27 protein-coding genes are annotated in these 26134 nt (G+C 62.7%); 21 read left to right on the top strand and 6 right to left on the bottom strand.

From position 1 onward, the window contains the following. Positions 1–147 precede the first annotated feature (147 nt). The 11 genes from AB5Y64_RS01150 to AB5Y64_RS01100 all read left to right on the top strand — a co-directional run bounded on the left by AB5Y64_RS01150 (position 148) and on the right by AB5Y64_RS01100 (position 12438). Positions 148–1098: a MoxR family ATPase gene (locus tag AB5Y64_RS01150; RefSeq protein WP_010674667.1), complete on the top strand. Its 951-nt coding sequence runs from the start codon at positions 148–150 to the stop codon at positions 1096–1098. A gap of 28 nt (positions 1099–1126) precedes the next feature. Continuing rightward, positions 1127–2017: a DUF58 domain-containing protein gene (locus tag AB5Y64_RS01145; RefSeq protein ID WP_010674666.1), complete on the top strand. Its 891-nt coding sequence runs from the start codon at positions 1127–1129 to the stop codon at positions 2015–2017. After that, positions 2002–2559, top strand: coding sequence for a DUF4381 family protein (locus AB5Y64_RS01140; protein WP_109422669.1), 558 nt, complete (start codon positions 2002–2004; stop codon positions 2557–2559). Before AB5Y64_RS01145 ends, AB5Y64_RS01140 begins: the two co-directional genes overlap by 16 nt. Then, a complete protein-coding gene (locus tag AB5Y64_RS01135) occupies positions 2556–3518 on the top strand; it encodes a VWA domain-containing protein (protein ID WP_270835819.1) in 963 nt (320 codons plus the stop codon). The genes AB5Y64_RS01140 and AB5Y64_RS01135 overlap by 4 nt, the downstream gene beginning before the upstream one ends. Before the next feature lie 21 nt (positions 3519–3539). After that, the gene (locus tag AB5Y64_RS01130; RefSeq protein ID WP_279956148.1) at positions 3540–5000 is read left to right on the top strand and encodes a tetratricopeptide repeat protein; all 1461 of its coding nucleotides are present in this window, start codon (positions 3540–3542) and stop codon (positions 4998–5000) included. Positions 5001–5062: 62 nt separating this feature from the next. Next, positions 5063–6541 (top strand): BatD family protein, encoded by a 1479-nt coding sequence (locus AB5Y64_RS01125; RefSeq protein ID WP_202211920.1) that lies wholly within the window; start codon positions 5063–5065, stop codon positions 6539–6541. Between the two features lie 30 nt (positions 6542–6571). Then, positions 6572–7162, top strand: coding sequence for a sigma-70 family RNA polymerase sigma factor (locus AB5Y64_RS01120; protein WP_080769901.1), 591 nt, complete (start codon positions 6572–6574; stop codon positions 7160–7162). Next, positions 7155–7898: a DUF3379 domain-containing protein gene (locus AB5Y64_RS01115; RefSeq protein ID WP_041215209.1), complete on the top strand. Its 744-nt coding sequence runs from the start codon at positions 7155–7157 to the stop codon at positions 7896–7898. Before AB5Y64_RS01120 ends, AB5Y64_RS01115 begins: the two co-directional genes overlap by 8 nt. 408 nt (positions 7899–8306) lie before the next feature. Continuing rightward, a complete protein-coding gene (locus AB5Y64_RS01110) occupies positions 8307–9572 on the top strand; it encodes an outer membrane protein transport protein (RefSeq protein ID WP_201872708.1) in 1266 nt (421 codons plus the stop codon). Between the two features lie 251 nt (positions 9573–9823). Beyond that, positions 9824–11080, top strand: coding sequence for an outer membrane protein transport protein (locus AB5Y64_RS01105; RefSeq protein WP_368203078.1), 1257 nt, complete (start codon positions 9824–9826; stop codon positions 11078–11080). 116 nt (positions 11081–11196) lie between these two features. After that, positions 11197–12438: an EAL and HDOD domain-containing protein gene (locus tag AB5Y64_RS01100; RefSeq protein WP_270805191.1), complete on the top strand. Its 1242-nt coding sequence runs from the start codon at positions 11197–11199 to the stop codon at positions 12436–12438. Positions 12439–12499: 61 nt separating this feature from the next. Here AB5Y64_RS01100 and AB5Y64_RS01095 read toward each other — a convergent pair whose 3' ends face one another. Continuing rightward, on the bottom strand, positions 12500–13666 hold the full coding sequence (locus AB5Y64_RS01095; RefSeq protein WP_210556022.1) for an acetyl-CoA C-acyltransferase: 1167 nt from the start codon (positions 13664–13666) through the stop codon (positions 12500–12502). A 132-nt stretch (positions 13667–13798) separates the two neighbouring features. Here AB5Y64_RS01095 and AB5Y64_RS01090 point away from each other — a divergent pair, with 132 nt between their 5' ends. Beyond that, complete coding sequence (locus AB5Y64_RS01090) at positions 13799–14197, top strand: MerR family DNA-binding transcriptional regulator (RefSeq protein ID WP_010674655.1); 399 nt, start codon at positions 13799–13801, stop codon at positions 14195–14197. A 107-nt stretch (positions 14198–14304) separates the two neighbouring features. Here the strand turns inward: AB5Y64_RS01090 and AB5Y64_RS01085 are convergent, their stop codons facing one another. After that, positions 14305–15549 carry a dicarboxylate/amino acid:cation symporter gene (locus AB5Y64_RS01085; protein ID WP_041215213.1) on the bottom strand — a complete coding sequence of 415 codons (1245 nt, stop codon included), beginning with the start codon at positions 15547–15549 and terminating at the stop codon, positions 14305–14307. 268 nt (positions 15550–15817) lie between these two features. Between AB5Y64_RS01085 and AB5Y64_RS01080 the strand changes: the two genes are divergently transcribed. The 3 genes from AB5Y64_RS01080 to AB5Y64_RS01070 all read left to right on the top strand — a co-directional run bounded on the left by AB5Y64_RS01080 (position 15818) and on the right by AB5Y64_RS01070 (position 19296). Continuing rightward, on the top strand, positions 15818–16102 hold the full coding sequence (locus tag AB5Y64_RS01080) for a pyrimidine/purine nucleoside phosphorylase (RefSeq protein ID WP_010674653.1): 285 nt from the start codon (positions 15818–15820) through the stop codon (positions 16100–16102). Positions 16103–16258: 156 nt separating this feature from the next. Continuing rightward, on the top strand, positions 16259–17641 hold the full coding sequence (locus AB5Y64_RS01075) for an L-serine ammonia-lyase (RefSeq protein ID WP_368203077.1): 1383 nt from the start codon (positions 16259–16261) through the stop codon (positions 17639–17641). 284 nt (positions 17642–17925) lie between these two features. After that, entirely contained in the window at positions 17926–19296 is a 1371-nt protein-coding gene (locus AB5Y64_RS01070; protein ID WP_039039104.1) for an L-serine ammonia-lyase, read from the top strand. Between the two features lie 161 nt (positions 19297–19457). On the opposite strand, the gene AB5Y64_RS01065 is transcribed toward AB5Y64_RS01070, so the two are convergent. Beyond that, on the bottom strand, positions 19458–20420 hold the full coding sequence (locus AB5Y64_RS01065) for a lytic transglycosylase domain-containing protein (protein WP_052816494.1): 963 nt from the start codon (positions 20418–20420) through the stop codon (positions 19458–19460). Further along, the gene (locus AB5Y64_RS01060) at positions 20417–20695 is read right to left on the bottom strand and encodes a YcgL domain-containing protein (RefSeq protein ID WP_029314494.1); all 279 of its coding nucleotides are present in this window, start codon (positions 20693–20695) and stop codon (positions 20417–20419) included. The genes AB5Y64_RS01065 and AB5Y64_RS01060 overlap by 4 nt, the downstream gene beginning before the upstream one ends. A 106-nt stretch (positions 20696–20801) precedes the next feature. Between AB5Y64_RS01060 and minC the strand changes: the two genes are divergently transcribed. From minC to AB5Y64_RS01030, 6 genes are all read left to right on the top strand, one after another. After that, positions 20802–21527 (top strand): septum site-determining protein MinC, encoded by a 726-nt coding sequence (gene minC / locus AB5Y64_RS01055; RefSeq protein WP_039039101.1) that lies wholly within the window; start codon positions 20802–20804, stop codon positions 21525–21527. A gap of 18 nt (positions 21528–21545) precedes the next feature. Continuing rightward, a complete protein-coding gene (gene minD / locus AB5Y64_RS01050) occupies positions 21546–22358 on the top strand; it encodes a septum site-determining protein MinD (protein WP_010674647.1) in 813 nt (270 codons plus the stop codon). A gap of 2 nt (positions 22359–22360) precedes the next feature. Next, entirely contained in the window at positions 22361–22630 is a 270-nt protein-coding gene (gene minE, locus AB5Y64_RS01045; protein ID WP_010674646.1) for a cell division topological specificity factor MinE, read from the top strand. 180 nt (positions 22631–22810) lie between these two features. Beyond that, positions 22811–23137: an HI1450 family dsDNA-mimic protein gene (locus AB5Y64_RS01040; protein ID WP_029314491.1), complete on the top strand. Its 327-nt coding sequence runs from the start codon at positions 22811–22813 to the stop codon at positions 23135–23137. A 53-nt stretch (positions 23138–23190) separates the two neighbouring features. Further along, on the top strand, positions 23191–23898 hold the full coding sequence (gene mtgA, locus AB5Y64_RS01035) for a monofunctional biosynthetic peptidoglycan transglycosylase (protein WP_253585593.1): 708 nt from the start codon (positions 23191–23193) through the stop codon (positions 23896–23898). Positions 23899–24182: 284 nt separating this feature from the next. Then, positions 24183–24506 carry an HI1450 family dsDNA-mimic protein gene (locus tag AB5Y64_RS01030; protein ID WP_010674643.1) on the top strand — a complete coding sequence of 108 codons (324 nt, stop codon included), beginning with the start codon at positions 24183–24185 and terminating at the stop codon, positions 24504–24506. Between the two features lie 45 nt (positions 24507–24551). Here the strand turns inward: AB5Y64_RS01030 and AB5Y64_RS01025 are convergent, their stop codons facing one another. Next, a complete protein-coding gene (locus AB5Y64_RS01025) occupies positions 24552–24863 on the bottom strand; it encodes a DUF1289 domain-containing protein (RefSeq protein WP_039039099.1) in 312 nt (103 codons plus the stop codon). A gap of 1 nt (position 24864) precedes the next feature. Further along, positions 24865–25734, bottom strand: a complete 870-nt coding sequence (locus tag AB5Y64_RS01020; protein WP_042014378.1) for a S1 RNA-binding domain-containing protein — start codon at positions 25732–25734, stop codon at positions 24865–24867. Between the last annotated feature and the right edge of the window lie 400 nt (positions 25735–26134).

The following is a 26134-nucleotide window of genomic DNA, read 5'->3' as shown; positions in this document are numbered from 1 at the left end:
TCATTGCGCCACATCTTAACAATCCAATCACAACTTTCATACGGCTGATTGAAACTAAATTGTCCCCATCTTGCCACCCTCCCTCGCCCTTGTGAGCCAACTGGGGTATAAAAAGATCAACTTCCATAAAAACAACGGGTTTATCGCATGGCAGCGGCCGAGTTCAGAGCACTTGGAGACTATCTGGGCAGCCAGATCCTGGGACAGGGCCCCCTCATCGAGGGGCTGCTGATCGCCCTGTTATGTGAAGGACATGTGCTGATCGAGGGGGCCCCCGGTCTTGCCAAGACCCGGGCGGTCAAGGCGCTGGCCGGTGCCGTGGAGGGGCGCTTTGCCCGTATCCAGTTCACCCCGGATCTGCTCCCTGCCGATCTCACCGGCAGCGAGGTCTTCCATCCCCAGGATGCGAGTTTCGTGTTTCAACCCGGCCCCCTGTTCAATCACCTGGTGCTGGCGGACGAGATCAACCGGTCGCCGGCCAAGGTGCAATCCGCCCTCTTGGAGGCCATGGCCGAGCACCAGATCACCGTGGGCAAGAAGAGCTGGCGCCTGCCCTCCCTCTTCATGGTTGCCGCCACCCAGAACCCCATCGAGCAGGAAGGGACCTATCCCCTGCCGGAGGCCCAGCTCGATCGCTTCTTGCTCAAGCTGCTGGTGGATTACCCCAGCCCCGCCATGGAGCTGGCCATCCTCCAGCTCAACGCCCGCGGCGACGCCCTGCCAACGCCGCCGGTCACCCTCAGCCAGTCCGACCTGCTGGAAGCCCGCACCGCCGTTCAAGGGGTACAGATGCAGGGGCGCCTCGAGCACTATCTGGTGCAGCTGGTGTGCGCTACCCGCCCCGGCAGCGGCCTGTGCCCCGAGCTAGACCCCCTGGTCGCGGTGGGGGCCAGTCCCAGAGCCAGCATCGGCCTCGCAAGAGCCGCACGGGCCCGGGCCTGGCTCGTCGGGCGCGACTTCGTGCTGCCCGAAGACATCCAGCAACTGGCGCCTGCCGTGCTGCGCCACCGCCTCATCCCGAGTTATCAGGCGCTGGCGGACAACCTCGATAGCGAGGCGCTCATCACCCTGCTGCTGAATGCCATCCCATGCCCCTGAGCCGACCCCCACAGGCAGCCCTGTCGCCATGACCCCCGTCGCCGAGCCCCGGGATCACCCCGACATCGCCCTCCCCCTCGAGCGGCTGCTGGCGGTGCGCCTCTGGACCCGCCAGGGCGAGCGTGCCCGCATTCATCAGGCGGCCCAGGGGCGTATCGGGCGCCAACCCGGGCTCCATTTCAGGGAGCTTCGCCTCTATCAGGCCGGTGACGAGGTACGCCACATCGACTGGCGGGTCACCGCCCGCCTCGGCCGCCCCCACACCCGCCTCTACGGGGAAGAGCAGGATCAGGCCCACTGGTTGCTGCTGGATCTCTCACCCGCCATGTACTTTGGCTCCCGCGCCCAGCTCAAGGCCCGCCTTGGCTGCGAGCTGGCCGCCGCCCTGCTCTGGCAGGGGGAGAAACAGGCCAATACCTTGATCTGCCAAGGCGCAGTCCCCCACACAGAGCACCAGCGCGGCTCTCTCATGCCTCTGCTGGAAGCGCTCTGCCGCCATTACGAGGCTGGGCTGGATCGCGCCCCCCCGCCCTGGACGCTGGCCCAGACCCTGGCACGACTCACCCTGCCCCACGGGGCCAGATTGACCCTGATAAGCCATCACCAGGCACCGGACAAGGCCCTCTGCCAGCAGTTGCAACGCCTTCGCCCGCGCCACGATATCCACTACTGGCAAATCCGCGATCCCCTGGAAGCCGCCCTGCCCGAGCAGGGGCAGCTGGCAGTGCAGGCAGGCAGACACAGCGGTTGGCTCGCGGGAGAAGATCCCCGCTTTCGCGCCCGCTATCAGAGGGCGGCCGACGAACAGGCCGAGGCCTGTCGCCAGCAGTTGCTGCCCCTGGTGACGCGCCTCTATCGCCTCGACAACGGCGCCACCCTGCAACGCCAGTGGCAGGAGGGCGGATGCCGTCTGTTTTGAGGGGGGAGCAGGGCGTGCCCGCACCGGATGCATATCGCCAGCCCTCGTCCAGCGAGTCCTTGCAAGCCATCCGTGCCGAGCTGCGTGACATCCACCAAGGCCCCGCTCTCGAGCCTGCACAGGATCCTCGCCTGATGGCCCTCGGGGGGCTGCTGATCGCGGCGATCGCCGCTTGCCTGATCGCCACGACGGCCCTCACCCTGTTGCGCCAGCGCCGCTGGGCGCACCGGATAGACTGGCAGGCAGACGATCTCGTCCCCAGGCTGCAGGATGCCCTGCGAGAAGCGGCCATGGCCCGCTGGCCCGAGGCGGCCCCCCTGCAAGGGGAGGCCTGGCTCGCCTGGCTGGACAGCAAGGGGGGGAGCGATTTTTCCCGGTTTGCCGCCCAGTGGCCACTCTGGCTCTATGGGGGCAGCGTGCCCGATGAGGCGCAGCGCAAAAGATTGCGTCTCGCCTATCTCGCCTGGGGGCGACGCTGCGTCAGTGCGCCGCGATTCCCGGCAAGCAAGCGAGGGGCACCTCCCCCGGAGGGTACGCGATGATCCTCGCCTGGCCCTGGTTTTCCCTCGCCCTCGCCTTGCCGCTGCTGGTGCGCTTCGGCCTGCCTCCCATGAAGGGGCGCAAGGGAGGAAACCGGCTCGTTCACGGAGGTTTTCCCCTGCTCCAGCCCCAGGCGGGGCAGCCCTTGTGGCGCATGATGATCTGCTGGTGCGCCCTGGTACTGGCCCTGTGCCGCCCCCAGTGGCAGGAGCCCCCGATCATTCACTACCAGAGCAGCCGGGACCTCATCCTGGCGGTGGATCTCTCCGACAGCATGCGCACCCAGGACATGCTGGATGACGGAGAGCAAACGGACAGGCTTGCCGCGGTGCGCCAGCAGATAAGCAACCTTGTCGCCTCCCGCCCGGGGGATCGCATCGCCCTCGTCGTCTTTGCCGATCACGCCTATCTGCTCTCCCCCCTCACCCAGGAGACCGGGGCCCTGCTCACCCTGGCCAGGGAGCTCGACTTCGATCTGGTGGGGCGCACCACGGCCCTGGGGGAAGCCATCCTGCTGGCACGCCAGCACGCCGACCCCACCCGCCCCACCGCCCTGCTGCTGGTGACGGACGGGCGCAATACCTCGGGCAATGCGGATCCCCTGACCGAGGCCAGGCTCGCCGCCAAAGCCGGCATCCGTCTCTATACCCTGGGGGTGGGCGCCGACCCCGACACCTTCGCCGGGCCCGCTGGGGACGCCGATCCCAGTGCCGAACTGGATGAAGCCCTGTTGCAGCAGCTGGCGACGCTGGGAGGAGGCCGCTATTTTCGCGCCCGCAACCGGGGCGATCTCGCCACCATCAACCAGGCCATCGACACCCTGGAGCCCCTCGCCCGGCCCCAGATCCTCTCCCGGCCCCACCAGGAGCTCTACCCCTGGCCACTGGCCCTGGCCTGGCTGCTGCTCTGCTGGCCAGCCCGCTGGCACATCCCCCTGTCACACAGGCCATCCCATGAGTAGGCAGGTCATGACGGTGGCACCATGGAGCTGATCTTGCTGCGCCCCCTCTGGTTGCTGGCCCTGCTCCCCTGGCTGTGGCAGGGGTGGCGCCGCCGCCGCGATCCCGGCTTGCTCTCCCCGGCCATGCAGGCCTATCTGCTGCCGAGCCGCCATCGGGCCATCCCCTGGCGCTGGCTTGCCTGTCTGCCGGTGATCCTGGCGCTCTCGGGCCCCGCCCTGCGCCAGCAGAGTCTCCCCATGCCGAGCCCGGCCCTCGATATCTGGCTGCTGGATCTATCCGACTCCATGCTGGCACAGGATCTGGCACCGGACCGGGCAACCCGGGTGAGGCTGGGATTGCAGGAGATGCTGGCCGACATAGCGCGGCAGGACGCGGCCCATCCCATCGCCCTCATCCTGTTTGCCGGGGATGCCTACCTCGCCATGCCTCCCACCCGGGATCATCAGGCCATCGCCCTGCTGCTGCCGGACCTGCGCCCGGCCATCATGCCTGTCCAGGGCAGCGCCCCCGAGCGCGCCGTGGCCCTGGCCCTCACCCTGATCCCGCCAGGCCAGTCCGCCCGTCTGCTGCTCGTGACCGACGGCCTCTCCGGGATAGTGCGCGATCGCATCGCCGCCCTCTGGCCCTGCCTCAACGACCTGTTCTGCAAGGCAGGCTCGGCCCCGCGGCTCGACATCTTGCTGGCCAGCGGGGGCAAGGAGACCCGGCTGCCCGGCGTGGCTGCCGAGCGCTGGCAGCTCGGCAGCCCGATCGGCCACACCTTGCCGGCGCCCGACGAGGAGGCCATGGCCGCCCTTGCCGCCAGTACCGGAGGCAGGCTGGCCTGGCTTGATTCCGGCCTGCCCCGCTTTGCCCCCCTGCCCATGGGCCAGGCCCTGACGCAGGGGCAATCCCGGGATCTCGGCCCCTGGCTGCTCATCCCCTTGCTCCCCCTGGCGCTGCTGGCGCGGATCGGCGCCCACTGGCTGCTGGTGATCCTCGTCATTGGCGTCGCGCCCCCTTCCCTGCAGGCGGCCTCCCGACAAGATGAAGCAGGCTGGCAGGCTTATCGCCAGGGACACTATCGGGAAGCGGCCAACGCCTTCCAGGATCCGGTCTGGCAAGGCAACGCCTGGTATAGATCCGGGGATTACGCCAGGGCCGTCGCCGCCTATGGCAGGGCAAACAGCGTCACCGCCCACTACAACAGGGGCAATGCCCTGGTCTGGCTCGGGGATCTTGCCGCCGCGGAGCAGGCCTATCTGAGCGCCCTTCGCCTTGAACCTGGGCACAGGGATGCCTTGCACAACCTGGCCCTGCTGCGGGCCAACCCGCCACAGTCGGCGCCCTCGGCAAATGCCCCGGCGCAGGCCGACACTCCCGACCCCGCCCGCGCCTCAGAGGCTCCCCGCCCCCCGGCGCCCCCCGTGCTGCTGCTGGAGCAGCGCCTTCGCAAGGAGGCCCTGCGCCGCCCCCTGCTCAAGGTGGAGGAGCCCTGGTGATCCTCGTGCTGCGCTTACTCTCCCCCCGGATCGGCTGCTGGCTGCTGCTCGCCCTGTGCGCCATGCGGGTGCAGGCCGCTCCTGTCGAGGCCGAGCTGTTGCCGGGGGTGAGCGAGCGCGACTGGCTGCTCATCATCGAGGCCGACGGGCTGCACCGCGATGAGGATCTCAACCTGCAACCGCTGCTGCGCCAGTTTGCGGTCGGGCGGGTCAGCATCCAGCGGGTCAGTGCCCAGAGCCGCAGCCTGACTCGCTGGCAGATCCCCCTGCACCTGCTCGATACCAGCCCGCGCCAGGTGCCCTCCCTGCCCCTTGGCGCCGATCTCACCCCCTCCCTGGCGGTGCCGACACGTTCCCTGGACGGCACCCTGATGCCGACACAAGACCCGGTATTCTCTCCGGTCGAGCTGCAGGCCCGGGTGCTCCATGAGGGGAATCTCTACCCCGGCCAGCCCTTCATCTATGAGCTGACCCTCTGGCTGCCTGCCAACCTGGAGGCCCCCAACCTCGGCGAGCCCATCACCCCGGCCTTTACCATTCGCCGCCTTGGCGAGGACCGCTGGGACTCTCCCACCAGCCCCGGCCTGCCCGGGCGTCTCACGCGAAAATGGCTGCTGCAGGCCAAAGGACCCGGGCTCCATCCCGTCGAATCCCCCCGCTTTCAGGGGCGGTTGCCGCCCCAGGACCAGGCCGGTGCGACCGCGCCGGGCAACGCGGGGGATCTGCTGTCCGCCAGGGCGGCGACCCTCTTCATCAAGGTGGACAAGGCCCCCCTGGAGCCGGTGGCGAGCAGCCTGGTGTTGCGCCAGCAGTTCAGCCCGGCCCAGGCCAGGGTGGGTGAGCCGGTGATCCGCACCCTCACCCTGGTGATGGAAGGGGGGGATGGCAACCGCCTGCCCCCCTTGCCGGCCCCGCCCCTGCCCGCCGGCCTCTCCATGAAGCCGGACGGCGAGCAGCAACAGGAGCGATTCGTGGCCGAGGGGGCGCTACGCTTCGAGCGCCAGTGGCGCCAGGCCCTGACCGCCGACGAGGCGGGGCGCTATGTGCTGCCCCCCCAGACCCTGCGCTGGTTCAACACCCAGAGCGGTCGCATCGAGGAGGCGCGCCTGCCCGCACATCCTCTGGTGTTCACGGCAAGGGAGAGCGCCACTCCCGCCTCCCCCGCACCAGGGGTCCAGTATCTCTATTGGGTGCTCCTGGCCATCCTGCTGCGGGCATTCATGCGCCGCTGGCCGCGCTGGCGCGCCTTCTATCGCCTGCAACGGGCCCTCGCCACGGGCTCTCCTGACGAGGCCAGGGAAACCCTGCTGACCTGGGCCGTCCTGCGCTGGGACACCCCCTGTCTTCATCTGGCCAGGCTGCCCTGTCACCGCGACCCCGCCATGGGGGCGCTGCTGGACGACCTGGATCGGGCCTGTTTTTCCCCCAAGCGAGTCCCTGGCGAACACCTGCCCAGACAGGCGCTCGCCAGGGAGTTGTGCACCTGGGAGAGCTTTGCGATAGCCTATGGTCTTCGAATACTGGCGTGGATGCGTGCATGATGCGCCCCTCATGAAACAGGACACCCCTTTATGGCGTTAGGTTTTTTCAGAAGAAAAAGGGCCGACACGGGAAAGGATCCCTGCGCTTCTCCGGTCTATGGGGAGATGGCAGATAAACAAACCAAGTACGAAGCCCTGGTGCACGCCCTGCACGGGGACATCTACCGCTACGCCTACTGGCTGTGCCGGGATCCGCAAATCGCCGAGGATCTGGTGCAGGAGACTTTCCTGCGCGCCTGGAAGGCGATAGATACCCTGCTGGACGACAAGGCTGCCAAGGCGTGGCTCATCACCATATTGCGGCGGGAGAATGCCCGCCGCTTTGAGCGAAAGCAGTTCGATCTCGTCGACCTCGACGAGCACCCCCTGCGGGATCAGGGTGTCCTGCCAAGCGAGCAGGAGATGGAGCACGAATGGCTCAGGCGCCACATCGCCCGCCTGCCTGCCGAATATCAGGAGCCGCTGCTGCTGCAGGTACTGGGGGGATTCAGCGGGGAGGAGATCGCCGAGCAACTCGGCCTGAACAAGAACACCGTCATGACAAGGCTGTTTCGCGCCCGCAACCAGATAAAAGAGGCCATGGAGTCTGCGAAACAACAGAGAGGACACACCAATGGATGAGCTTGAATTTCGCCGCCGGGCCATCACTCACCCCTCGGACAGGGATCCCGCCTTCCTGAAAGCCGCCGAGGCGTCACCGGCCAATCGCAAGCATCTGGACGAGATGCAGCAGCTCGAGCGCCAGGTGCGCAGCACTCTGGAAGTGGACGTACCGGCCGGTCTTGCGGAGCGGATCCTGCTCAGGCAGGCGATGGCAGCCGAAGAGGAGCAGGTGGTCCCGCTGCCCGTCACTCCTGCACGCACGCAATGGCGCGCTCTGGCTATCGCAGCCTCGGTCGCCTTCCTGCTCGGCATGAGCACCCGCTGGATCAGCTGGCCTGTGGCACCGGACACCCTGTCGCTGGCTCAGGTCGCCATGTCCCACGTTTATGGGGAAGAGCCCTTCATTCATGCGGTGGATGAGCGGGTCAGCCTGCACACCATCAACGCGAAAATGGAGAAATATGGCGCCACCCTGAGCGAGATGCCGGGCATGAAGGTAACCTATGTCAACCACTGCGCCTTCTACCAGGGACCGGCCCTGCACATGGTGCTGCAGGGCAAGATGGGACCGGTCACCCTGTTCCTCGTCCCCAAGCACCTGCCACTGACGATCCAGTCCGATTTTGCAGACGGGACCCTCAAGGGGGAGATACTGCCGCTCAAGGGGGCCAACATGGTGCTCATCGGAGACATGCAGGAGCCCCTCGCCCCGGTTGCCCGCCAGCTTGAGTCACGTCTGCACTGGTCCATTTAACAGACCTTGATCCAGGCTGACTCGTCCTCCGCCTCAGCCACATCACAGGCAGACATCCTCATTGTCTGCCTGTTCATCCCCACATCCCCGCATGTTCCCGCCTATTGCCTGCGCGAAGTCACATTTCTACCATTTATTTTAAATGACGCAAATGGCACCACTTGTGCTTTATTTATCCAATAATAGATAAATCAGCCTAATAAAACGGCAAGTTAAAACAAATGATTAACACAATGGAAACTTTTATGTATTCTGCTGTCACTGGTCTGATTTCTTACCTCCTACCAGATCCATAGAATCACGCCAGCAATGAATGGGAAGAAGCTGACATAACAACAGATCATGTCGTCAATAGCCGCCAAAGAGCCGCGATGTCGACAGAAAATCTGCTTACAAAGAGAGAACACTATGACAACTGCCTTTTTCAAGAAAAGCCTGATCGCTGCGGCCGTGACCCTGGCCAGCACCCAGACCTTCGCCGCCGCGTTCCAGCTGAACGAGCACTCGGCCTCCGGTCTGGGGCGCGCCTACGCAGGTGAAGCAGCCATCGCCGACAACGCGGCCGTGCTGTCCCGCAACCCGGCGGCCATGACCACCTTTGACAAGATGGCACTGTCTGTATCCGGCACCTACATCAAGCCCGACGTGGACGTGGAGGGGAAAATTGCAGGTGCTATTCCGGCTAGCGAGAGCGACATCGCCCCCGATGCCTTCGTGCCGGCCAGCTACTTCATCCAGCCCCTGAACGATCAGTGGGCCTGGGGTATCGGCCTCTTCTCCAACTACGGTCTCTCCACTGAGTACTCCCACACTAACTTAGCAGGCCCGATTGCCGGTGACACCGAGCTGGTCACCCTGAACATCAACCCCAACATCGCCTATCGCATCAACTCCAACTTCAGCGTCGGCGCCGGTATCAACGCCGTCTATGCCCAGGCCGAACTGAACCGCTATGCTGGCGCCTTGGCATTCAGCGCACCTCTTAACAGTGATACCCCAATTGCCCACCTCAAGGGCGACACCTGGGGCTTTGGCTGGAACGTCGGCACCCTGTACGAGATCAACGAGAACCACCGCCTCGCCCTGACCTACCGCTCCCAGGTGGATTTGAGTTTTGACGGTGACTTCAAAGGCATTGCCTCTTCATTCCAGACCGTCGACGGCAATCTGAAGCTGGATCTGCCGGCCCAGGCCGAATTCGCCGGTTACCACCGTCTGAACCCGCAGTTTGCGGTGCACTACTCAGTGAACTGGACCGACTGGAGCGCCTTCCAGGAGCTAAAAGCTACTGGTAATGCCTGTAACGATGGAACACCAGGCCAATGCCTGAACAAGCCAGAGAAGTTCAAGGACTCAATGCGCTATGCACTCGGCGGCACCTGGTACGTCAACCCGTCCTGGGAAGCCCGTATCGGCTTCGCCTACGACAACAGCCCCATCGAGCCGGAATACCGCAGCCTGAGCATCCCCGACTCCGACCGCGTCTGGTACAGCGCCGGTGCCACCTACCACATCGACCAGGACATGAGCGTCGATTTTGGCATGGCCTACCTGGACGGCAAGGAAGTGGACGTCAACGAGAAGCTGGTCGAGAAAAATGAAGCCCTGCGCTGGAAGGGCACCTCCCACGGCAACGCCCTGCTGGCTTCCGCCCAGTTCAACATGAAATTCTGATTTTCATATCATCATCGAGAGCGCCCCAGGGCGCTCTTTTTTTATCCAATTTCACCAACTGAGCGCACAGTTGTAGTAAACAGCTGTACTCTTTTCTTTTTTTATCAAGCTGTTATGGGTATTTCTTCCAGCATTTAATCCCGTTTTGCCGCACGTTCCCCTCTCCCCGTTGCCTTGCTGGTCATACCATATAAAATCCCGGCCCCAACCGAATAACAGAATGAACACCCAGTTCATCCCGAGGAAAGACCATGCATCCGACCATCAAACCCTCCCTCATAGCCCTCTTGCTGCTGTCGAGCCAGGTGCAGGCTGCCGGCTTCCAGCTCGCGGAGCAATCCGCCACCGGCATGGGGCGAGCCTTCGCGGGTGAAGCCGCCATCGCCGACAATGCCAGCGTGCTCTCCCGCAATGCCGCCGCCATGACCCGATTCGATAGCCTGGCCTTCTCCGGCGGCGTCATCCACGTGCACCCCGACGTCAACATCGAGGGCACCACCCGGGTGCCTACCCCCCAGGGGCCGGTCAGCCTGGATGCCGGAGCCCACGACATTGCGGGTGACGCCTGGGTGCCCAACGCCTATCTCATCGTGCCCCTCAACGAACAATGGCGCCTCGGACTTGCCGCCACCTCCTATTACGGACTCGGGGTCAAGATGCCGGACAACTACAACGCCGGTCACTTCGGCAACGTCTCCGACATCAAGACCATGGATCTGGGGGCCTCCCTGGCCTATCGCATCAACCGCATCTGGTCCGTCGGGGCCGGTCTCTCCGCCATTCAGGGGGAAGGGGAAGTGGGCGGCACTTTCCCCTCCAACAACCAGATAGCCAAGCACCTGAAAGGGGATGGCTGGGCCATGGGCTGGAACCTGGGCACCCTGCTTGAGTTGTCGCAAGCAACCCGCATCGGTCTCTCCTATCGCCACGACGTGACCCTGACCCTCTCTGGTGACGCCATCGGCATCGATCAGAAGGGCCAGCCCTTCACCGATACCGGCAGCTTGGATCTGCCTCTGCCCGCCACCGCCGAGCTGGCCCTGTTCCATCAACTCACCCCGGCCCTGGCGCTGCATTCGAGCATCAACTGGACCAACTGGAGCAAGTTCGTGCAGCTCGAATCCGAGCTCGACCACCACGGCACCATGCACATCAAAGAGGAGCACTGGGAAGACAGCTGGCGCTATGCGCTGGGGATGACCTACCAGCTGGCCCCCCAGTGGCAACTGCGCTCCGGTATCGCCTACGACCGCAGCCCGGTCCCGGCGGATCGCCGCACCATCTCCATCCCCGACTCGGATCGGGTCTGGTACAGCGCTGGCGTGGGCTACCAGATTGACCGTCACCTCTCGCTGGATCTGGGGCTGACCCTGATCGACGGCAAGAAGGTGGACGTGAGCGAAACCATGCAGCTCAGGCCCGGCATCCCCCAGACCACCTCCACTTTCAATGGCACCTCGGAAGGGGATGCCTGGCTCGCCGGCCTGCAGCTCAACTACCTGTTCTGACACCCCGGGTTTCCTGACAAATAGTATGCCAGTTGTTGACCTTCCCGACCGGTCGGCACTGGCATAGTGATCCGCTTCACCATAGAATCAAGCCTGTAACCATGGTGGAGAGACGCATGTATTCCTATGTAGCAAGGCAGCCCATTCTGGATCGGGAGTTGAACACCCAAGCCTATGAGCTGCTGTTTCGCGACAGCCTGGACAATGTATTTCCCTCCGTCTCCGCACAGCAGGCCACTTCCAGGCTGGTTGCCGAGCAGTTCTTGCAGCAGAACATCGACCATCTCATCGGAGATCACCCCTGCTACATCAATTTCCCCCACTCCCTGTTGCTGGATGGATTGGCCGAATGCCTCCCCCGTGACAAGGTGGTGATCGAGATCCTGGAGGATGCCGAGCCCGACGATGCGCTGCTGGAAAAAGTGATCCAGCTCTATGGGCTGGGCTATCGGTTGGCGCTGGATGACTTCACCATGGTCTCAGACTGGGACAGGTTCCTCCCCTACATCCATATCATCAAGTTCGACCTGCGCAGCACGCCGCAACCCTGCATAGAGCACTTCATGGCGAATCATCGCCACCTGCCCCTCACCTATCTGGCCGAGAAAGTCGAGGATCAGGCCGAGTTCGAGCGGATGAAGCAGCTCGGCGTCACCCTGTTCCAGGGATTTTTCTTCAGCCGCCCCCAGATGGTGCAACAGCCCACCATACCGCCGGCCCAGCTGGTGGTGATGCAGCTGCTCGAGGTGGTCAATCAGACCGAACCGGATCTGGACAAGATTGAGAAACTGCTCAACCAGGATCTCACCCTCTCCCTCAAGCTGCTGCGCTACATCAACCACCTCAAGCGTTTCCCCCAGCCCATCGCCTCGTTTCGCCAGGCCGCAAGTTCCCTGGGGCACGCCCAGCTCAAGCGCTTCGTCGCCCTGATCGCCGCCACCAGTGCGGGAAGTGAAAAGAGCGCCGAACTCCACCAGATGTCCCTCATCAGAGCCCGGTTCTGCGAACTGCTGGCCCAGACCCATGCGCCCGCAGAGCAGGCACAGCAAGCCTTTGTCACCGGCCTCTTCTCCCTGCTGGACGTGCTCATGGGTGAACCGCTGGATCAGCTGCTCGGCTCCATTCCCCTGACCGACGACATTCGTGCCGCCCTGCTCACCCGCAAGGGCAAGCTCGGGTTCTACCTGGCGTTCTGTGAAGATTTCGAGAAAGCCGACTGGCAGCGGGTCGCCGCCAACACCGTCCGGCTCGGCCTCAACGAAGAGAAGGTCAGCCACCTCTATCTGAGCGCCACCGCCTGGGTCAACCAGCAGCTTCAGGCCATGGAAGAGCAACCGGTCCACTCCCGCCAGACATGACAACGTCCCTCTTGAAGGGACGTTGTCATTTCATCAACCCGCAGCAATCTCACCCACGCATTCAGCCTGCCTCGATGGCGATGGCCGTTGCCTCCCCTCCCCCGATGCACAGGCTCGCCACCCCTCGTCTGAGCCCGCGGGCACGCAGGGCATGGATCAGGGTCACCAGGATGCGGGCGCCACTGGCGCCAAGAGGGTGCCCCAGCGCACAGGCCCCGCCGTTCACGTTCAACTTGTGATGGGGAATGCCGCACCCGGCCATGGCCAGCATGCTCACCATGGCGAATGCCTCGTTCACCTCGAACAGGTCCACCTCCTCCACCGACCAGCCCACCCGGGCCAGCAACTTGTCAATGGCGCCGACGGGGGCACTGGTAAACTCCGCCGGCAAGGCGGCGTGACTCTGGTAACCCACTACCCTGGCCAGCACCGGCAATCCGAGCTGGGCAGCGGTCTCCCCCCGCATCAGCACCAGGGCTGCCGCCCCGTCCGAGATGGAACTGGCATTGGCCGCCGTGATGGTGCCGTGCTTGCTGAAGGCCGGCTTGAGGCCGGGGATCTTGTCGGGCCTGGCTTTGCCCGGTTGCTCATCCTCGGCCAGCAGCAGGGTATCCTCAGAGGTCATGACGGGAGCCAGTTCCGCGGCAAAGGCACCGCTGCGCTGCGCCGTCAGCGCCCGCTCCAGGGAGGCGATGGCAAAGGCATCCATATCGGCCCGGATCAGTCCGCTGCGATCAGCACTCAACTGGGCGTAATGCCCCATGAGATGGCCTTCGTAGGCATCCTGCAAGCCGTCCAGGAACATGTGATCGAGCACGCTCTGGTGCCCCATGCGAAAACCGCTGCGCGCCTTGTCCAGCAGATAGGGGGCGCGGCTCATGCTCTCCATGCCCCCCGCCACCACGACCTCGGCCTCCCCCAGACGCAGGCTGTCCGCCGCCAGCATCACTGCCTTCATGCCGGAGCCGCATACCTTGTTGATGGTGGTGCAGGGCACGCTGTCCGGCAGCCCCCCCTTGAGCGCCGCCTGGCGGGCTGGCGCCTGGCCGGCCCCTGCGCTCAGCACGTTGCCCATATAGACCTCATTGACCTGCTCCCCCGTCATCCCGGCCTGCGCCAGCGCGGCGCGGATGGCGCAGGCGCCAAGCTCGGGGGCCCCGAGCACACTCAGGGCCCCCTGGAAAGCCCCCATGGGGGTACGTTTGGCCGCCACAATCACGATATCCATCGATAGCACTCTCCTTGTTACATCGGGATAACATATGCCGCGACCGCGACAGGAACAAGACTTGCGGGGAAGTTGACGTTTGGGTAAGGTGCCAGCCTGCATTGACAACCAGATGGCAGCCAAGACAGCCCCATGACCAAATCCAGGGACGACACCCGCACCTTCAGCATCAGCGAACTGGCTCGCGAGTTCGATGTGACCACCCGCAGCATCCGCTTCTACGAGGATCAGGGCCTGCTCAACCCGACCCGCCAGGGACAGCACAGGATCTACAGCCGTCAGGACAGGGTGCGGCTCAAGCTGACCCTGCGTGGCAAGCGTCTGGGCTTCAGCCTCGCAGAGATCCGGGAGCTGTTCGATCTCTACGATGCGGACAAGAGCAGCCGCTCCCAGTTGCAGACCATGCTGGGGCTGGTAGCCGACAAGCGGGAGACCCTGCAGCAACAGCTGGAAGATATCCAGATGGTCCTGCTGGAGCTGGAGGCGGCCGAACAGCGCTGCCGCCAGGCCCTGGCACACCTCTCCCCCTGAGGCACGCAGACGGGCGAGGCGAGCGGGGAACACCGCCAGCAAATAGACACAAATGAAAGAGGGAGGCTTGAAGCCTCCCTCTTGTCATGCATGGTGGACGACCGATATCAGGCCTCCTTGCTCCAGCGGTTCGGATCGTAATCCGGGCTGTAGCGATCGACGATGATGGCACAGGCCGCATCGCCGGTGATGTTCAGCGCGGTGCGGATCATGTCGAACAGACGATCCAGCGCGAACAGCAGCGGCAGACCCTCGATGGGAATCCCGGCCGCCAGCAGCACGGCAACCACCAGGAAGCTCGGGCCCGGTACACCGGCCTGACCGATGGCACCCAGGGTGGAGGTGACGATGATCGCCGCCCAGGCACCCATGGAAAGATCGATGTTATAGACCTGGGCGAAGAAGATGGCGACCAGGCCGTAATAGATGGCATTGCCGCTCATGTTGATGGTGGCGCCCAGCGGCAGCACGAAGGAAGCGGTGGCGTTGGTCACCTTCAGATCGCGCTCGCAGGTCTCCATGTTGACCGGCAGGGTCGCCATGGAAGAGGCGGTGGAGAAGGCCACGATCTGCGGCTTCTTCATCGCGGAGAAGTACTTGCGTACCGGTGTGTTGGAGAAGAACGCGATCAGCAGCGGATAGACCACGAAGCCGAAGATGAGGATGGCGGCGACATAGACGACGAACAGCTTGAGCACCAGGGTCAGCACGTCGAAGCCGTAGGTGCCGATGGCGTCGGCCATCAGGCCGAAGACGCCGATGGGGGCGATCAGCATCACCTTGTTGATCATCCAGACGAAGGCGTCCACCAGGGTGTTGAGCCCGTCCACCAGCGGCTTGGCGCGCTCGCGGGGCTGCTTGGCCAGGGCGATGCCGAGGAACATGCAGAACACCAGGATCTGCAGGATGTTGGCCTCGTTCAAGGCGCTGAACACGTTGGTCGGGATCATGCCAAGCAGGGTGGCCACCGCATCGGGCAGTGCACCCTTGTCGGCGTAGTCGCCGGAGAACATGGCCGCGGTGGCGCCAAAGTCAACGCCCACACCGGGTTTGAACACCTGACCCATCACCAGCGCCAGGAACACCGCCAGTGCGGAGGTGCCGAGGAAGAAGGCGAGCGTGGTGACGCCAATCTTGCCAGCAGCGGGGCTGGCCCCCAGGTTGGCGGCCCCGGACAGGATGGCCACCGCCACCAGCGGGATCACCAGCATCTTGATCAGCTGGATAAACAGGGTGCCGAGCGGCGCAAACACCGTGGCTTGCTCTCCCATGAGCGCCCCGACCAGCGCGCCCAGCACCATGGCCACCACTACCTGGAAGCCGATGTTTTTGATTAATCCTTTTGTTAACACAGAATGTTCCTTTATTTAGCAATTACTCACACTTTTACAGCGTAAATGACCACCCAGAGCGTCAAATCCTCTCCATTGCTCTGGCGGTGCGCTTTATCTCATATTTGCTCCCCGTTTTACATCAGAATCCGTTAACGAAATGCATTGATAACTTTATGAGAAAGTAAAGCCTCAAAATAGACACGGCTGTTTTTGCTCCTTTTACCATGACAACATCCAAAACAGTGTGCTACGTTGGCTCTGCAAACGTGCATACAGGGAAGAAAAGATGCTGAAAGTTAACGAGTATTTTGACGGAAATGTTAAATCCATCGGTTTCGAGCAAAAAGGTGAGAAAGCTACCGTTGGTGTGATGGAAGCGGGCGAGTACCTGTTCAATACCGCCGCCCCGGAGCGCATGACGGTGATCAAGGGCGCCCTCACCATCCAGCTGGCCGACGAAGATGAGTGGCACACCTACCAGCAGGGAGAATCCTTCGACGTGGCCGGTCACTCCTCCTTCAAGCTGGAAGTGAAGATCGCCTCCGCCTATCTGTGCGAGTTCCTCGACTGATGTATCACGGGCGCCATGGGATGCCGAGCGGTTCCCCCATGGCGCGTCTCTCCCGCGCCCATTTCCCTACCGCCATCACACCCCGCTATCTCCCCCCTTTTCAACGACTACAAAAAATTTACAATGTTTAGACGAAATCCATAATTGGAGTACGTCATGATCAGTGTCTTCGACATGTTTTCCATCGGGATAGGCCCCTCCTCCTCCCATACCGTGGGACCGATGCGGGCCGCCTGCGCCTTCATCCAGACCCTCAAAGCGAACGCACTCCTCTCCCGTACCGGACGCGTCGTCGTCGAGTGCTACGGCTCACTGGGCCAGACCGGCAAGGGGCACGGCACCGGCAAGGCCATCATCCTGGGATTGGCCGGATTTGAACCCGAATCCGTGGACATCGAGGCCATTCCCTCCTTCCTCGCCCAGGTAGAGCAGACCCAGACCCTCTGCCTTGGCGGCGAGCAACCCAGCGAATTTCCCCGCATCGGCGCCATCCTCTTCAATCGACGCAAGACCCTTCCCGCCCACTCCAACGGCATGACACTGCGCGCCTATGAGGGTGACACCCTTGTGTTCGAGCAGACCTACTACTCCATCGGGGGCGGTTTCATCATCGAGGAGAGTCACTTCGCCAACGCCCGGGAAGAGGCGGCCCGCTTCGATGCCGCCCACCCCATCCCCTATCCCTTCGAGAGCGGCGCCGAACTGCTGGCCCAGTGCCAGGAGAGCGGCCTCTCCATCCCGGGGCTGATGCTGGCCAACGAGAAGGTGTTTCGCTCGGAAGCGGAGATCAAGGCCGGGCTTCGCAAGATCTGGCAGGCGATGCAGGGGTGTGTGGAGCGTGGCTGCAAGAGCGAGGGGGTGCTGCCAGGCGGTCTCAAGGTCAAGCGCCGGGCTCCCGCCCTCTATCGCCAGCTCTGTGGCGAGACCAATTTCAACAAGGATCCGCTGATGGTGATGGAGTGGGTGGATCTCTTTGCGCTGGCCGTCAACGAGGAGAACGCCGCCGGGGGCCGCGTGGTGACGGCGCCGACCAACGGCGCCGCCGGCATCATCCCCGCGGTGTTGCACTATTACGATCGCTTCGTGCGCAAGGTGGATGACGAGCTGCTGATGCAGTACTTCCTCACCGCCGCCGCCATCGGCATCCTCTACAAGAAGAATGCCTCCCTCTCGGGGGCCGAGGTCGGCTGTCAGGGCGAGGTCGGCGTGGCCTGCTCCATGGCCGCTGGTGCCCTGGCCGAGCTGCTGGGCGCCAGCCCCGCCATCGTCGAGAACGCCGCCGAAATCGGCATGGAGCACAATCTCGGGCTGACCTGTGATCCCGTCGGTGGTCTGGTGCAGGTGCCCTGCATCGAGCGCAACGCCATGGGCGCGGTCAAGGCGATCAATGCTGCCCGCCTCGCCCTGCGTGGCACCGGCGAGCACAAGGTGTCGCTGGACAAGGTGATCAGAACCATGTGGGAAACCGGCAACGACATGAAGACCAAGTACAAGGAGACCGCCCGGGGCGGCCTTGCCGTCAACATCACCGAGTGTTAAGCCGCTGTGATAAAGCCGCATATGGCACTCGAATACCCGGCATCGCCGGGTATTTTTTTGCAAAACGTTTGTCTGGCGCTTAACAAAATGGATAACCATCAAAATAAATTTTATACTCGCGCCACGAATTCAACAAAAATAGATCTGTTTCAACTTTTTTTAGGCATTGAACCGTTACACTGTGGTTATCCGGTTCCCTGGCCTTTGTGACGACAGACCCGTCCCATGGATCCCTTTTCTGCGAGTGGGCATGGCGCCCCCTTCTACCCTGAGGTAATTGTTACATGATCAGCGTTTTTGATATCTTCAAAATCGGTGTTGGCCCCTCCTCTTCCCACACTGTCGGCCCCATGAAGGCAGCCAAACAGTTCGTGGATGAACTGCGTGCTGGCGGCAAGATCCGTGACATCACCCGGATCCAGGTCGATGTCTATGGCTCCCTCTCCTGGACCGGCAAAGGCCACCACACGGATACCGCCATCATCATGGGTCTGGCGGGCAACCTGCCGGAGAACGTCGACATCGACGCCATCCCCGAATTCATTTCCCGCGTGGAGCAGACCGGTCGTCTGCCCATCGGCCTGCACTGCCACACCGTCAGCTTCCCCAAGGGCGCCATGATCTTCCATGACGAGGCCTTGCCCCTGCACGAAAACGGCATGAGGTTGACCGCCTTCATCGAAGATGACGCCGTCTACAGCAAGACCTACTACTCCATTGGCGGTGGCTTCATCGTCGACGAAGAGAACTTTGGCAAGGGTGACAGCGGCGACATGTCCGTCAGCTATCCCTTCAAGAGTGCCGCCGAGCTCATCGCCCACTGCAGCCAGAGCGGTCTCTCCATCTCCGCCCTGATGATGGAAAACGAGAAGTGCTTCAACACCCCGGAAGAGATCTACAAGAAGCTCGGCAAGATCTGGACCACCATGCGGGAAGGGATCGAGCGCGGCTGCCGCACCGAGGGCGTCCTCTCCGGCCCGCTGCGCGTACCGCGCCGCGCCGCGCCGCTCTACCGCCAGCTGACCACCAACGAGAACCTCTCCAACGATCCCATGAACATCGTGGACTGGGTCAACATGTTCGCCCTGGCGGTGAGTGAAGAGAACGCCGCCGGTGGCCGCGTCGTCACCGCACCGACCAACGGCGCCGCCGGGATCATCCCGGCCGTGCTGGCCTACTACGACAAGTTCATCCAGCCGGTGGGCCGCGACGAGTACACCCGCTTCTATCTGGCCGCTGCCGCCGTCGGCATGCTCTACAAGATGAACGCGTCCATCTCCGGCGCCGAAGTGGGCTGCCAGGGTGAAGTGGGCGTCTCCTGCTCCATGGCCGCCGCCGGCCTGACCGAACTGATGGGCGGCAGCCCCGAGCACGTCTGTGAAGCCGCAGAGATCGGCATGGAACACAACCTGGGTCTGACCTGCGACCCGGTGGCCGGCCAGGTACAGGTACCCTGCATCGAGCGCAACGCCATCGCCGCCATGAAGGCGGTCAACGCCTCCCGCATGGCCCTGCGTCGCACCTCCAAGCCGCGCGTGTCGCTGGACAAGGTGATCGAGACCATGTACATCACCGGCAAGGACATGGACTCCAAGTACCGCGAGACCTCCCGCGGTGGCCTGGCCATCAAGGTGATGCAGGTTGCCTGCGACTAACGCCGAGTCGCGATGACATGAAAAAAGCGGGATATATTCCCGCTTTTTTTTGGTCGCGATTTAAAGGGCGACGTTCCTGAATAAAGGGAGGCCGACAAGGGATAAAAAGAGACGGGCATATCACCTCCACCCGTTCGCCGTGACAGGAGAATGGGGGAGAGCTATTTCACGATGCGATCGGCCAGGGTGCCGACGGCCACCACGAAATAGGGGGAGCGATTCCAGTGACGCAGTACCCGGTAATTGTCATAGGCAAGGTAGCTTCGCCCGTGAATATCGTCGGGGCGGATGAGGGAGGCCTGCATGTCGACCACAGGCAGAGGTGAGCCGTCCTGCTGGCGAACCCCGAGGGCCTGCCAGGTCGCCAGGGACTTGCGGGTATCAAGCCCCAGCAAGGCGGGGTCCAGGCGTTCTGGCACCCTCACCCGCCGTCCCCAGGTCTGGTCTTCGCGCCAGCCGTTCTGGCTCAGATAATTGGCAGCCGATCCAAATACATCCGCCAGATTGCCCCAGAGATCCTTCTTGCCGTCCCCGTCCTGATCCACCGCGTATCGCAGGAATGACGAGGGCATGAACTGCACCTGTCCCATGGCCCCCGCCCAGGATCCCTTGAAGTTGGCGGGGTTCACATGTCCCTGCTCCAGAATGCGCAGGGCATCGAACAACTCGCCTTTGAAGAAGGCTTCACGGCGACCGTCCCAGGCCAGGGTCGAGAGAGAAGAGATAAGGGGATAATGGCCGGTTATTTTGCCGAAATTGGTTTCAATTCCCCACAAGGCAACAATAAAGCGGGGCTGTACCCCATATTCCCGGCCTATTTTTGTGAGCAGCGGCAAATGCTGGCGATATAAGGTTTGAGCTTGCTTGACTTTCCATTCCGGCACCGCCCGGGGAATATATGTGTCCAGGGTCAGTTTGAATTCCGGCTGATTTTTGTCGTGCCTGATGGCGGCATCGACAAGATGTACATCCGCAAAGGCCGCACTCACCGTCTCGGGCAACATGCCCGCCGCCAGCGCCTGCTCTTTGAGGCTCGCCACGTACTGGTCAAAATCGGGGCCAGCCTGCACCGGCGATCCCGACAGGGCGCCTGACAACAGCAGTGCCAGCCGCCCCGCCCTCATCGTGCGCCCTTTAATTGCGCCTTGTGCTGCTCCAGCAGGTTTTCCGGTGGCGGTGGCACCTGCAGATAAAAGCCCTGGCTCTTCAGGGCGGCCATCACCCGCTCCGTGGAGGCCAGCCCCAGGGGCTTGGCCGGGTCCAGTTTGGTCATCAGGACCAGTTCGGGACGCCCGAAGGTACTCATCAGCACCTCGGGAACGCGGGAAAAGTCCTCTCTTCGTTCAATAAAGAGATAGGTCTCGGCTTTTTTGCGACTTTTATAGACTGCACACAACATGGAAATTGATATAATCCGACGGGTTTATTGCCTCTGGTGGTGGCAAACTATAACATCAGGAATTGAATAACAATAACGTATTACCGTCTCGGTTCGGGGAAGATTCATGGTTGAACGCGATAACGAATTGAAAGGGACCACCTTCACTATTTCTGTGTTGCATCTCAGCGATGGCAATCCGGCCCGGATCCGACAACTGCTGGAGGCCAAGGTCGCGCAGGCCCCCCAGTTTTTTAATTGTGCCCCCCTCGTCCTCAATGTGGAACGCCTCGAAGCGATCCCCGATTTCGAACAGCTCAGGGAGCTGGTCGAGTCGGAAGACTTCGTGCTGGTCGGGATCACGGGGGCGCGGGACGAGGCGATGAAGACGGCCGCCAAGGCGGCAGGCCTCGCCGTCATGGTGTCAGGCAAGAGCCGCAAGGCAGAACCTGAGCCGACGCCGCCAGTGCCTGAGCCCAAGCCAGTGGAGGCCGCACCGGTTCCCCCGGTGCCAGCGCCCGTGGAGGCAAGCAAGGTCCACGTGGGCCCGGTGCGCTCCGGTCAGCAGATCTATGCAGCCGGCACCTCGTTGGTGGTGCTGGGTTCGGTGAGCCCTGGCGCCGAAGTCATCGCCGATGACAGCATCCATGTTTATGGTGCCCTGCGTGGCCGAGCCATCGCAGGGGCCAAGGGCAATCCCAAGGCCCGCATTTATTGCCAGCAATTGCAGGCCGAGCTGCTCTCCATCGCGGGCACCTTCCAGCTCAGCGATGCATTGCCTGCAGGCGTGATACAAGAGCCGGTCCATATCCGGCTCGACAATGAACAACTTCGTATAGACCGAATCAAATAGAGTTACAAGGAAGCGAGAATGGCGCGAATCATAGTCGTTACATCGGGCAAGGGTGGCGTTGGCAAGACGACAACCAGCGCGGCACTGAGCACCGGTCTGGCCCAGCGTGGCCACAAGACCGTGGTCATCGATTTTGACATTGGTCTGAGAAACCTGGACCTCATCATGGGTTGCGAGCGGCGCGTGGTCTATGACTTCGTCAACGTCATCAACGGGGAAGCCAACCTCAACCAGGCCCTCATCAAGGACAAGCGTTGCGAAAACCTGTTCATCCTGCCCGCCTCCCAGACCCGGGACAAGGATGCCCTGACCCGTGAAGGGGTGGAGAAGATCCTGGATCAGCTGGCGGAGATGCAGTTTGACTACATCGTCTGCGACTCCCCCGCCGGTATCGAATCCGGCGCCCTGATGGCGCTCTATTTCGCCGACGAGGCCATCGTCACCACCAACCCGGAAGTCTCTTCCGTGCGTGACTCGGATCGCATCCTCGGTATCCTGGCCTCCAAGTCCCGCCGTGCCGAGCGCGGTGAGGATCCCATCAAGGAGCACCTGCTGCTGACCCGCTACTGCCCGACCCGCGTCAACCGCGGCGACATGCTGAGCGTGCAGGACGTACAGGAGATCCTGGCCATCAAACTGCTCGGGGTGATCCCGGAGTCCCAGGCGGTGCTGCGCGCCTCCAACTCCGGCGAGCCGGTCATTCTGGACAAGGAATCCGATGCCGGTCAGGCCTACGAGGACGCCGTCGCCCGCCTCTTGGGTGACACCAAGGATTTCCGTTTTCTGGAAGAAGAGAAGAAGGGCTTCTTTAGCCGACTGTTCGGGAGTTAAGCATGTCATTATTGGATTATTTTCGTTCCAACAAGAAACAGAACACCGCACAACTGGCCAAAGAGCGGTTGCAGATCATCGTGGCTCACGAGCGTTCATCCAGAGGGGGGCCGGATTACCTGCCCCAGCTCAAGCAGGACATCCTCGACGTGATCCGCAAATACGTGCAGATCGACCCGGACAAGATCACCGTCCAGCTTGATCAGAAGAGTGACGAGTTGTCGGTGCTGGAGCTCAACATCACCTTTGCCGACGACCAGAAGAAGGGATGAGCTGACGCACCATGCGCGACCCCTTCCCCCAATGAAGACCGGATCCTTTCCCAGGATCCGGTTTTTTAATGCCTGGCGTCCCGGCATCTCGCCAAGGGCATCAGGGCCAGCTAGAATACCGCGCACCCCGAGGCGCTGCCGACGGGCTTTCCCTCCCCCCTTATCTGGAACACGGCTCTTATGTCTTTGAATGACGAAATGCACAGCGTCGAGGAACTGCTCGACACCGCCCTCGAACTCTTCATGGAGCTGGCCTCCGACAACCTGCCCGAGCAGGAGATCGTCCGCTTCAATCAGGAGTTCAACGACCGCGGCCTGCTGGCGGAGACCGATCCCGCCGACGACTGGGCGGCCGACGTGGGATTCGAGGTGAGCGACGCCGACTATGCCGAGATCTGGGTCGGCCTTGGCAACGAACAAGAAGAGTACGAGCACCTGTTTGCCCGCATGCTGCTCTCCCGCCGCGTCGACGAGAAGTTCTGCCACATCGAATGGCTGCCCCAATAATTCCGGATCCCGATGATCCTGGCCACTATGACTGGGACGGCGGGCCCGCGCCCGTGAGGCCTTCGCGCAAACGGCGACTGCTGGGCTGGCTCGGCAAGCTGCTGCTGGCCGCCTTTGCGAGCACCATCGTCTCGGTCGCGCTGCTGCGCTTCATCGACCCTCCCATGTGGACCTGGCGCCTCGAACGCGCCCTGTTTCCCCCTGCCAAGATGGCCGAGGTGAAGCACGACTGGGTGCCGCTTGAGCAGATTTCCCGGGAGCTGCAACTGGCGGTGATCGCCGCCGAGGATCAGCGCTTTGCCGAACATCACGGCTTTGACATGGACGCCATCAGCTCGGCCCTCAGGCACAACCAGCAAAGCGGGCGGGTGCGCGGTGCCAGCACCCTCAGCCAGCAGACCGCCAAGAACCTCTTCATGTGGAGCGATCGCAGCTTCCTGCGCAAGGGGATAGAGGCCTGGTTCACCCTGTTGATGGAGCTGGGCTGGGACAAGTCCCGCATTCTCGAGGTCTATCTCAACATCGTGGAGTTCGGACCCGGCATCTATGGCGCCGAGGCGGCCGCCAGGCACTACTTCGGCAAACCGGCGATACGCCTCACCCGCTACGAGGCCTCCCTGCTCGCCGCCGCCCTGCCCAATCCCTGGCGTTATCGGGTCAAGCCCCCCTCACCCTATGTGCAGCAGCGCTCGGCCTGGATCCGTCGTCAGATGGGTCAACTCGGGCAAGTCACCCTGAACCGGGTTCACGGCACAGAGTAGCGCCATCCTGCGGATCAGAGGCGGGCCCCAGATGGCCGCCGACGGTTTCCCGATGAAGGGGCAGATAGTGCCACCACCAGGTTTCGCGCCGCCGCTTGATCTGCCTTCGGTACTGTCGTCGCTTCATCTTGCCAGGCCGCCCCGTCACGCCGCCCCTGCTGGCGGCTCTGTTAACCTTATCCCCTGATCCCGCCATTTGACAGCACGGCGTCACCGCCCCCGGGCTGGCTGCCCATCCCAATACTTGTTAAAGTGGCGAACCTGGACGTATCTGGAGTGATTTCATGGAACAACGTAGCCCGGATCAGCTGGTCGAGTGGGCCTATGATCAGTTTCTGGAGCAGGCCGCCGACATGCTGGCCCCCGAACAAATCGTCGACATCACCCTCGAGTTCGAGCAACGTGGCGCGGTGGAGGCAACCCTGCCCAATGCCGACTGGTCAACCGAACTCGGCGAGCCGGTGGACATGGCACGTTGGGCCGAGGTCTGGGTCGGCTTGCTGGATCATCAGGACGAGTTCGAGGTGATCTACGCCACCTTCCTGCTCCCCCGGGATCAGAGCGAGCACGACGTGCATATCCGCTGGCACCGCCAGCAACAGGCATAAGAAAAGGCGCCCCAGGCGCCTTTTTCGTTTTTTGCGCTGCCCGAGTCAGGGGCGTGCCGCGATGGCCTTGGCCAGACAGCGGCGACACCAGCAGGCGCTGGCATCGCTCATGGGCAACGCGGGAAGCTGGTTGCACCAACAGCGCTCGATGGGTTCCCCCGCCGACACGGCGCAGAACGCCGGCTCGCCGCAGCCCGGGCAGGCATGGGTGCTCTTCGAGCCATCGAGCTCGGCCATACGGGCCAGCTGGGCCTCGCTGTCCATGGTGGACCACTGGCCTATCTCGGTCAGGGTGCGGCCACAACCGAGGCAGAGCCCCTCTTTGGCCCGGCAGTCACCGATGCAGGGACTCGGCACCTTATTCGTCCCCTGCTGGCGTGTCGGAGCCCACGAGGCGGATGCTGTGCTCCTCGATGACGATCTTGCCCTGCTTGTAGAGGCCGCCGATCGCTTTCTTGAAGGTGCCCTTGCTCATGCTGAACATCTTGTAGATGACGTCAGGATCGCTTTTGTCTCCCACCGCAAGGCTGCCCCCCTGCTTTTGCAGGCGCAGCAGGATGCGCGCACCGGCGTCATCCATCCGGGCCAGCCCCGGCTTTTGCAGGGTCAGGTCCAGCTTGCCATCTTCGCGCACCTGCTTGACCCAGGCGGTCAGCGGTCGGCCCGTCATCACGCGGCCGAACACCTCGTTCTTGAACAGCATGCCGGCGTACTGGCCATTGACCACGGCCTTGATGCCAAGGGGGGTGTGCTCCCCCGGCAGCACCGTCACCTCGTCACCGCTCTTGAAAGGGGGGTCGATGCGCAGGAAGCGCTCCAGACGGCTGGTGCCGACCATGCGCCCTTCGTTGTCCAGCATCAGGTGCACCAGATAGACATGGCCCACCTGCATCGGCTTGTTCTGCTCGCGGCTTGGTACGAAGAGATCCTTTTTCATGCCCCAGTCGAGGAAGGCACCAATCTTGTTGGCGTTGACCACCTTGAGACCGACGATGTCCCCCACCATGGCGAAGGGCTTGTCGGTGGTGATCACCGGCTCGCAATCCGCATCCAGATAGAGGAAGACGGACACCTCGCTCTCCTCGGCGACGCCTTCCGGCAACTGGCGCCTGGGCAGCAGCAGCTCGCCGTATTCCCCCGCCGCCAGCCAGGCGCCGCGCTCCTCGATCTCGACGACGGTCAGGGTGTTCATCTTGCCAATCTGTAACATGGTGATCTCTTCTTTCAATATCCGGATGGGCCCATCTCATGGAAGACCCGTCATATAGAGGTGCATCGCCGCCGTCGGATGAGAGAGGACGGGGCCGATTTATGTCATGCAGGCGCGCATGTTACCCCAGAGCGGCAGCAGGACCTAGCCCCTCCCCCCTGTGTCTGACCTCTTTTCCCGCTCCCGGGTGGCCAGATTGACGATATTAGCAGCATTCAGTTCCCCCTTTGCTGCAAATAACCCCACTTTTAGGTAGACTTCGCGGCCGTCAATCCAGAGGAAGCGTCGATGAACCCAGCCACTCGTACCCGTCATCTCAATCATTGACATCCTCCCCCACCTTAGCGCTTCGCGTCACAGGAGGGGGATTCCCATTACTGGGTGATAGCTGCTCGCGCAGTACCGGGTTCCTGCTTCA

Source organism: Aeromonas sp. R5-1 (assembly GCF_040908265.1).
Taxonomy (GTDB): domain Bacteria; phylum Pseudomonadota; class Gammaproteobacteria; order Enterobacterales; family Aeromonadaceae; genus Aeromonas; species Aeromonas caviae.
The sequence above is the reverse complement of the archived record's forward strand: the minus strand, read 5'-3'. Positions and strand labels throughout refer to the sequence as shown.

What these genes read in the sequence shown, in the direction of transcription:
- AB5Y64_RS01100 (WP_270805191.1), top strand. Translation starts at nt 11,197, where the DNA reads ATGTATTCCTATGTAGCAAGGCAGCCCATTCTGGATCGGGAGTTGAAC.
- AB5Y64_RS01095 (WP_210556022.1), bottom strand. Translation starts at nt 13,666, where the DNA reads ATGGATATCGTGATTGTGGCGGCCAAACGTACCCCCATGGGGGCTTTC.
- AB5Y64_RS01110 (WP_201872708.1), top strand. Translation starts at nt 8,307, where the DNA reads ATGACAACTGCCTTTTTCAAGAAAAGCCTGATCGCTGCGGCCGTGACC.
- AB5Y64_RS01145 (WP_010674666.1), top strand. Translation starts at nt 1,127, where the DNA reads ATGACCCCCGTCGCCGAGCCCCGGGATCACCCCGACATCGCCCTCCCC.
- AB5Y64_RS01135 (WP_270835819.1), top strand. Translation starts at nt 2,556, where the DNA reads ATGATCCTCGCCTGGCCCTGGTTTTCCCTCGCCCTCGCCTTGCCGCTG.
- AB5Y64_RS01065 (WP_052816494.1), bottom strand. Translation starts at nt 20,420, where the DNA reads ATGAGGGCGGGGCGGCTGGCACTGCTGTTGTCAGGCGCCCTGTCGGGA.
- AB5Y64_RS01130 (WP_279956148.1), top strand. Translation starts at nt 3,540, where the DNA reads ATGGAGCTGATCTTGCTGCGCCCCCTCTGGTTGCTGGCCCTGCTCCCC.
- AB5Y64_RS01030 (WP_010674643.1), top strand. Translation starts at nt 24,183, where the DNA reads ATGGAACAACGTAGCCCGGATCAGCTGGTCGAGTGGGCCTATGATCAG.
- AB5Y64_RS01115 (WP_041215209.1), top strand. Translation starts at nt 7,155, where the DNA reads ATGGATGAGCTTGAATTTCGCCGCCGGGCCATCACTCACCCCTCGGAC.
- AB5Y64_RS01140 (WP_109422669.1), top strand. Translation starts at nt 2,002, where the DNA reads ATGCCGTCTGTTTTGAGGGGGGAGCAGGGCGTGCCCGCACCGGATGCA.
- AB5Y64_RS01060 (WP_029314494.1), bottom strand. Translation starts at nt 20,695, where the DNA reads ATGTTGTGTGCAGTCTATAAAAGTCGCAAAAAAGCCGAGACCTATCTC.
- AB5Y64_RS01090 (WP_010674655.1), top strand. Translation starts at nt 13,799, where the DNA reads ATGACCAAATCCAGGGACGACACCCGCACCTTCAGCATCAGCGAACTG.
- AB5Y64_RS01120 (WP_080769901.1), top strand. Translation starts at nt 6,572, where the DNA reads ATGGCGTTAGGTTTTTTCAGAAGAAAAAGGGCCGACACGGGAAAGGAT.
- minE (WP_010674646.1), top strand. Translation starts at nt 22,361, where the DNA reads ATGTCATTATTGGATTATTTTCGTTCCAACAAGAAACAGAACACCGCA.
- AB5Y64_RS01040 (WP_029314491.1), top strand. Translation starts at nt 22,811, where the DNA reads ATGTCTTTGAATGACGAAATGCACAGCGTCGAGGAACTGCTCGACACC.
- minD (WP_010674647.1), top strand. Translation starts at nt 21,546, where the DNA reads ATGGCGCGAATCATAGTCGTTACATCGGGCAAGGGTGGCGTTGGCAAG.
- AB5Y64_RS01150 (WP_010674667.1), top strand. Translation starts at nt 148, where the DNA reads ATGGCAGCGGCCGAGTTCAGAGCACTTGGAGACTATCTGGGCAGCCAG.
- AB5Y64_RS01125 (WP_202211920.1), top strand. Translation starts at nt 5,063, where the DNA reads ATGCGGGTGCAGGCCGCTCCTGTCGAGGCCGAGCTGTTGCCGGGGGTG.
- AB5Y64_RS01075 (WP_368203077.1), top strand. Translation starts at nt 16,259, where the DNA reads ATGATCAGTGTCTTCGACATGTTTTCCATCGGGATAGGCCCCTCCTCC.
- AB5Y64_RS01080 (WP_010674653.1), top strand. Translation starts at nt 15,818, where the DNA reads ATGCTGAAAGTTAACGAGTATTTTGACGGAAATGTTAAATCCATCGGT.
- AB5Y64_RS01070 (WP_039039104.1), top strand. Translation starts at nt 17,926, where the DNA reads ATGATCAGCGTTTTTGATATCTTCAAAATCGGTGTTGGCCCCTCCTCT.
- AB5Y64_RS01105 (WP_368203078.1), top strand. Translation starts at nt 9,824, where the DNA reads ATGCATCCGACCATCAAACCCTCCCTCATAGCCCTCTTGCTGCTGTCG.
- minC (WP_039039101.1), top strand. Translation starts at nt 20,802, where the DNA reads ATGGTTGAACGCGATAACGAATTGAAAGGGACCACCTTCACTATTTCT.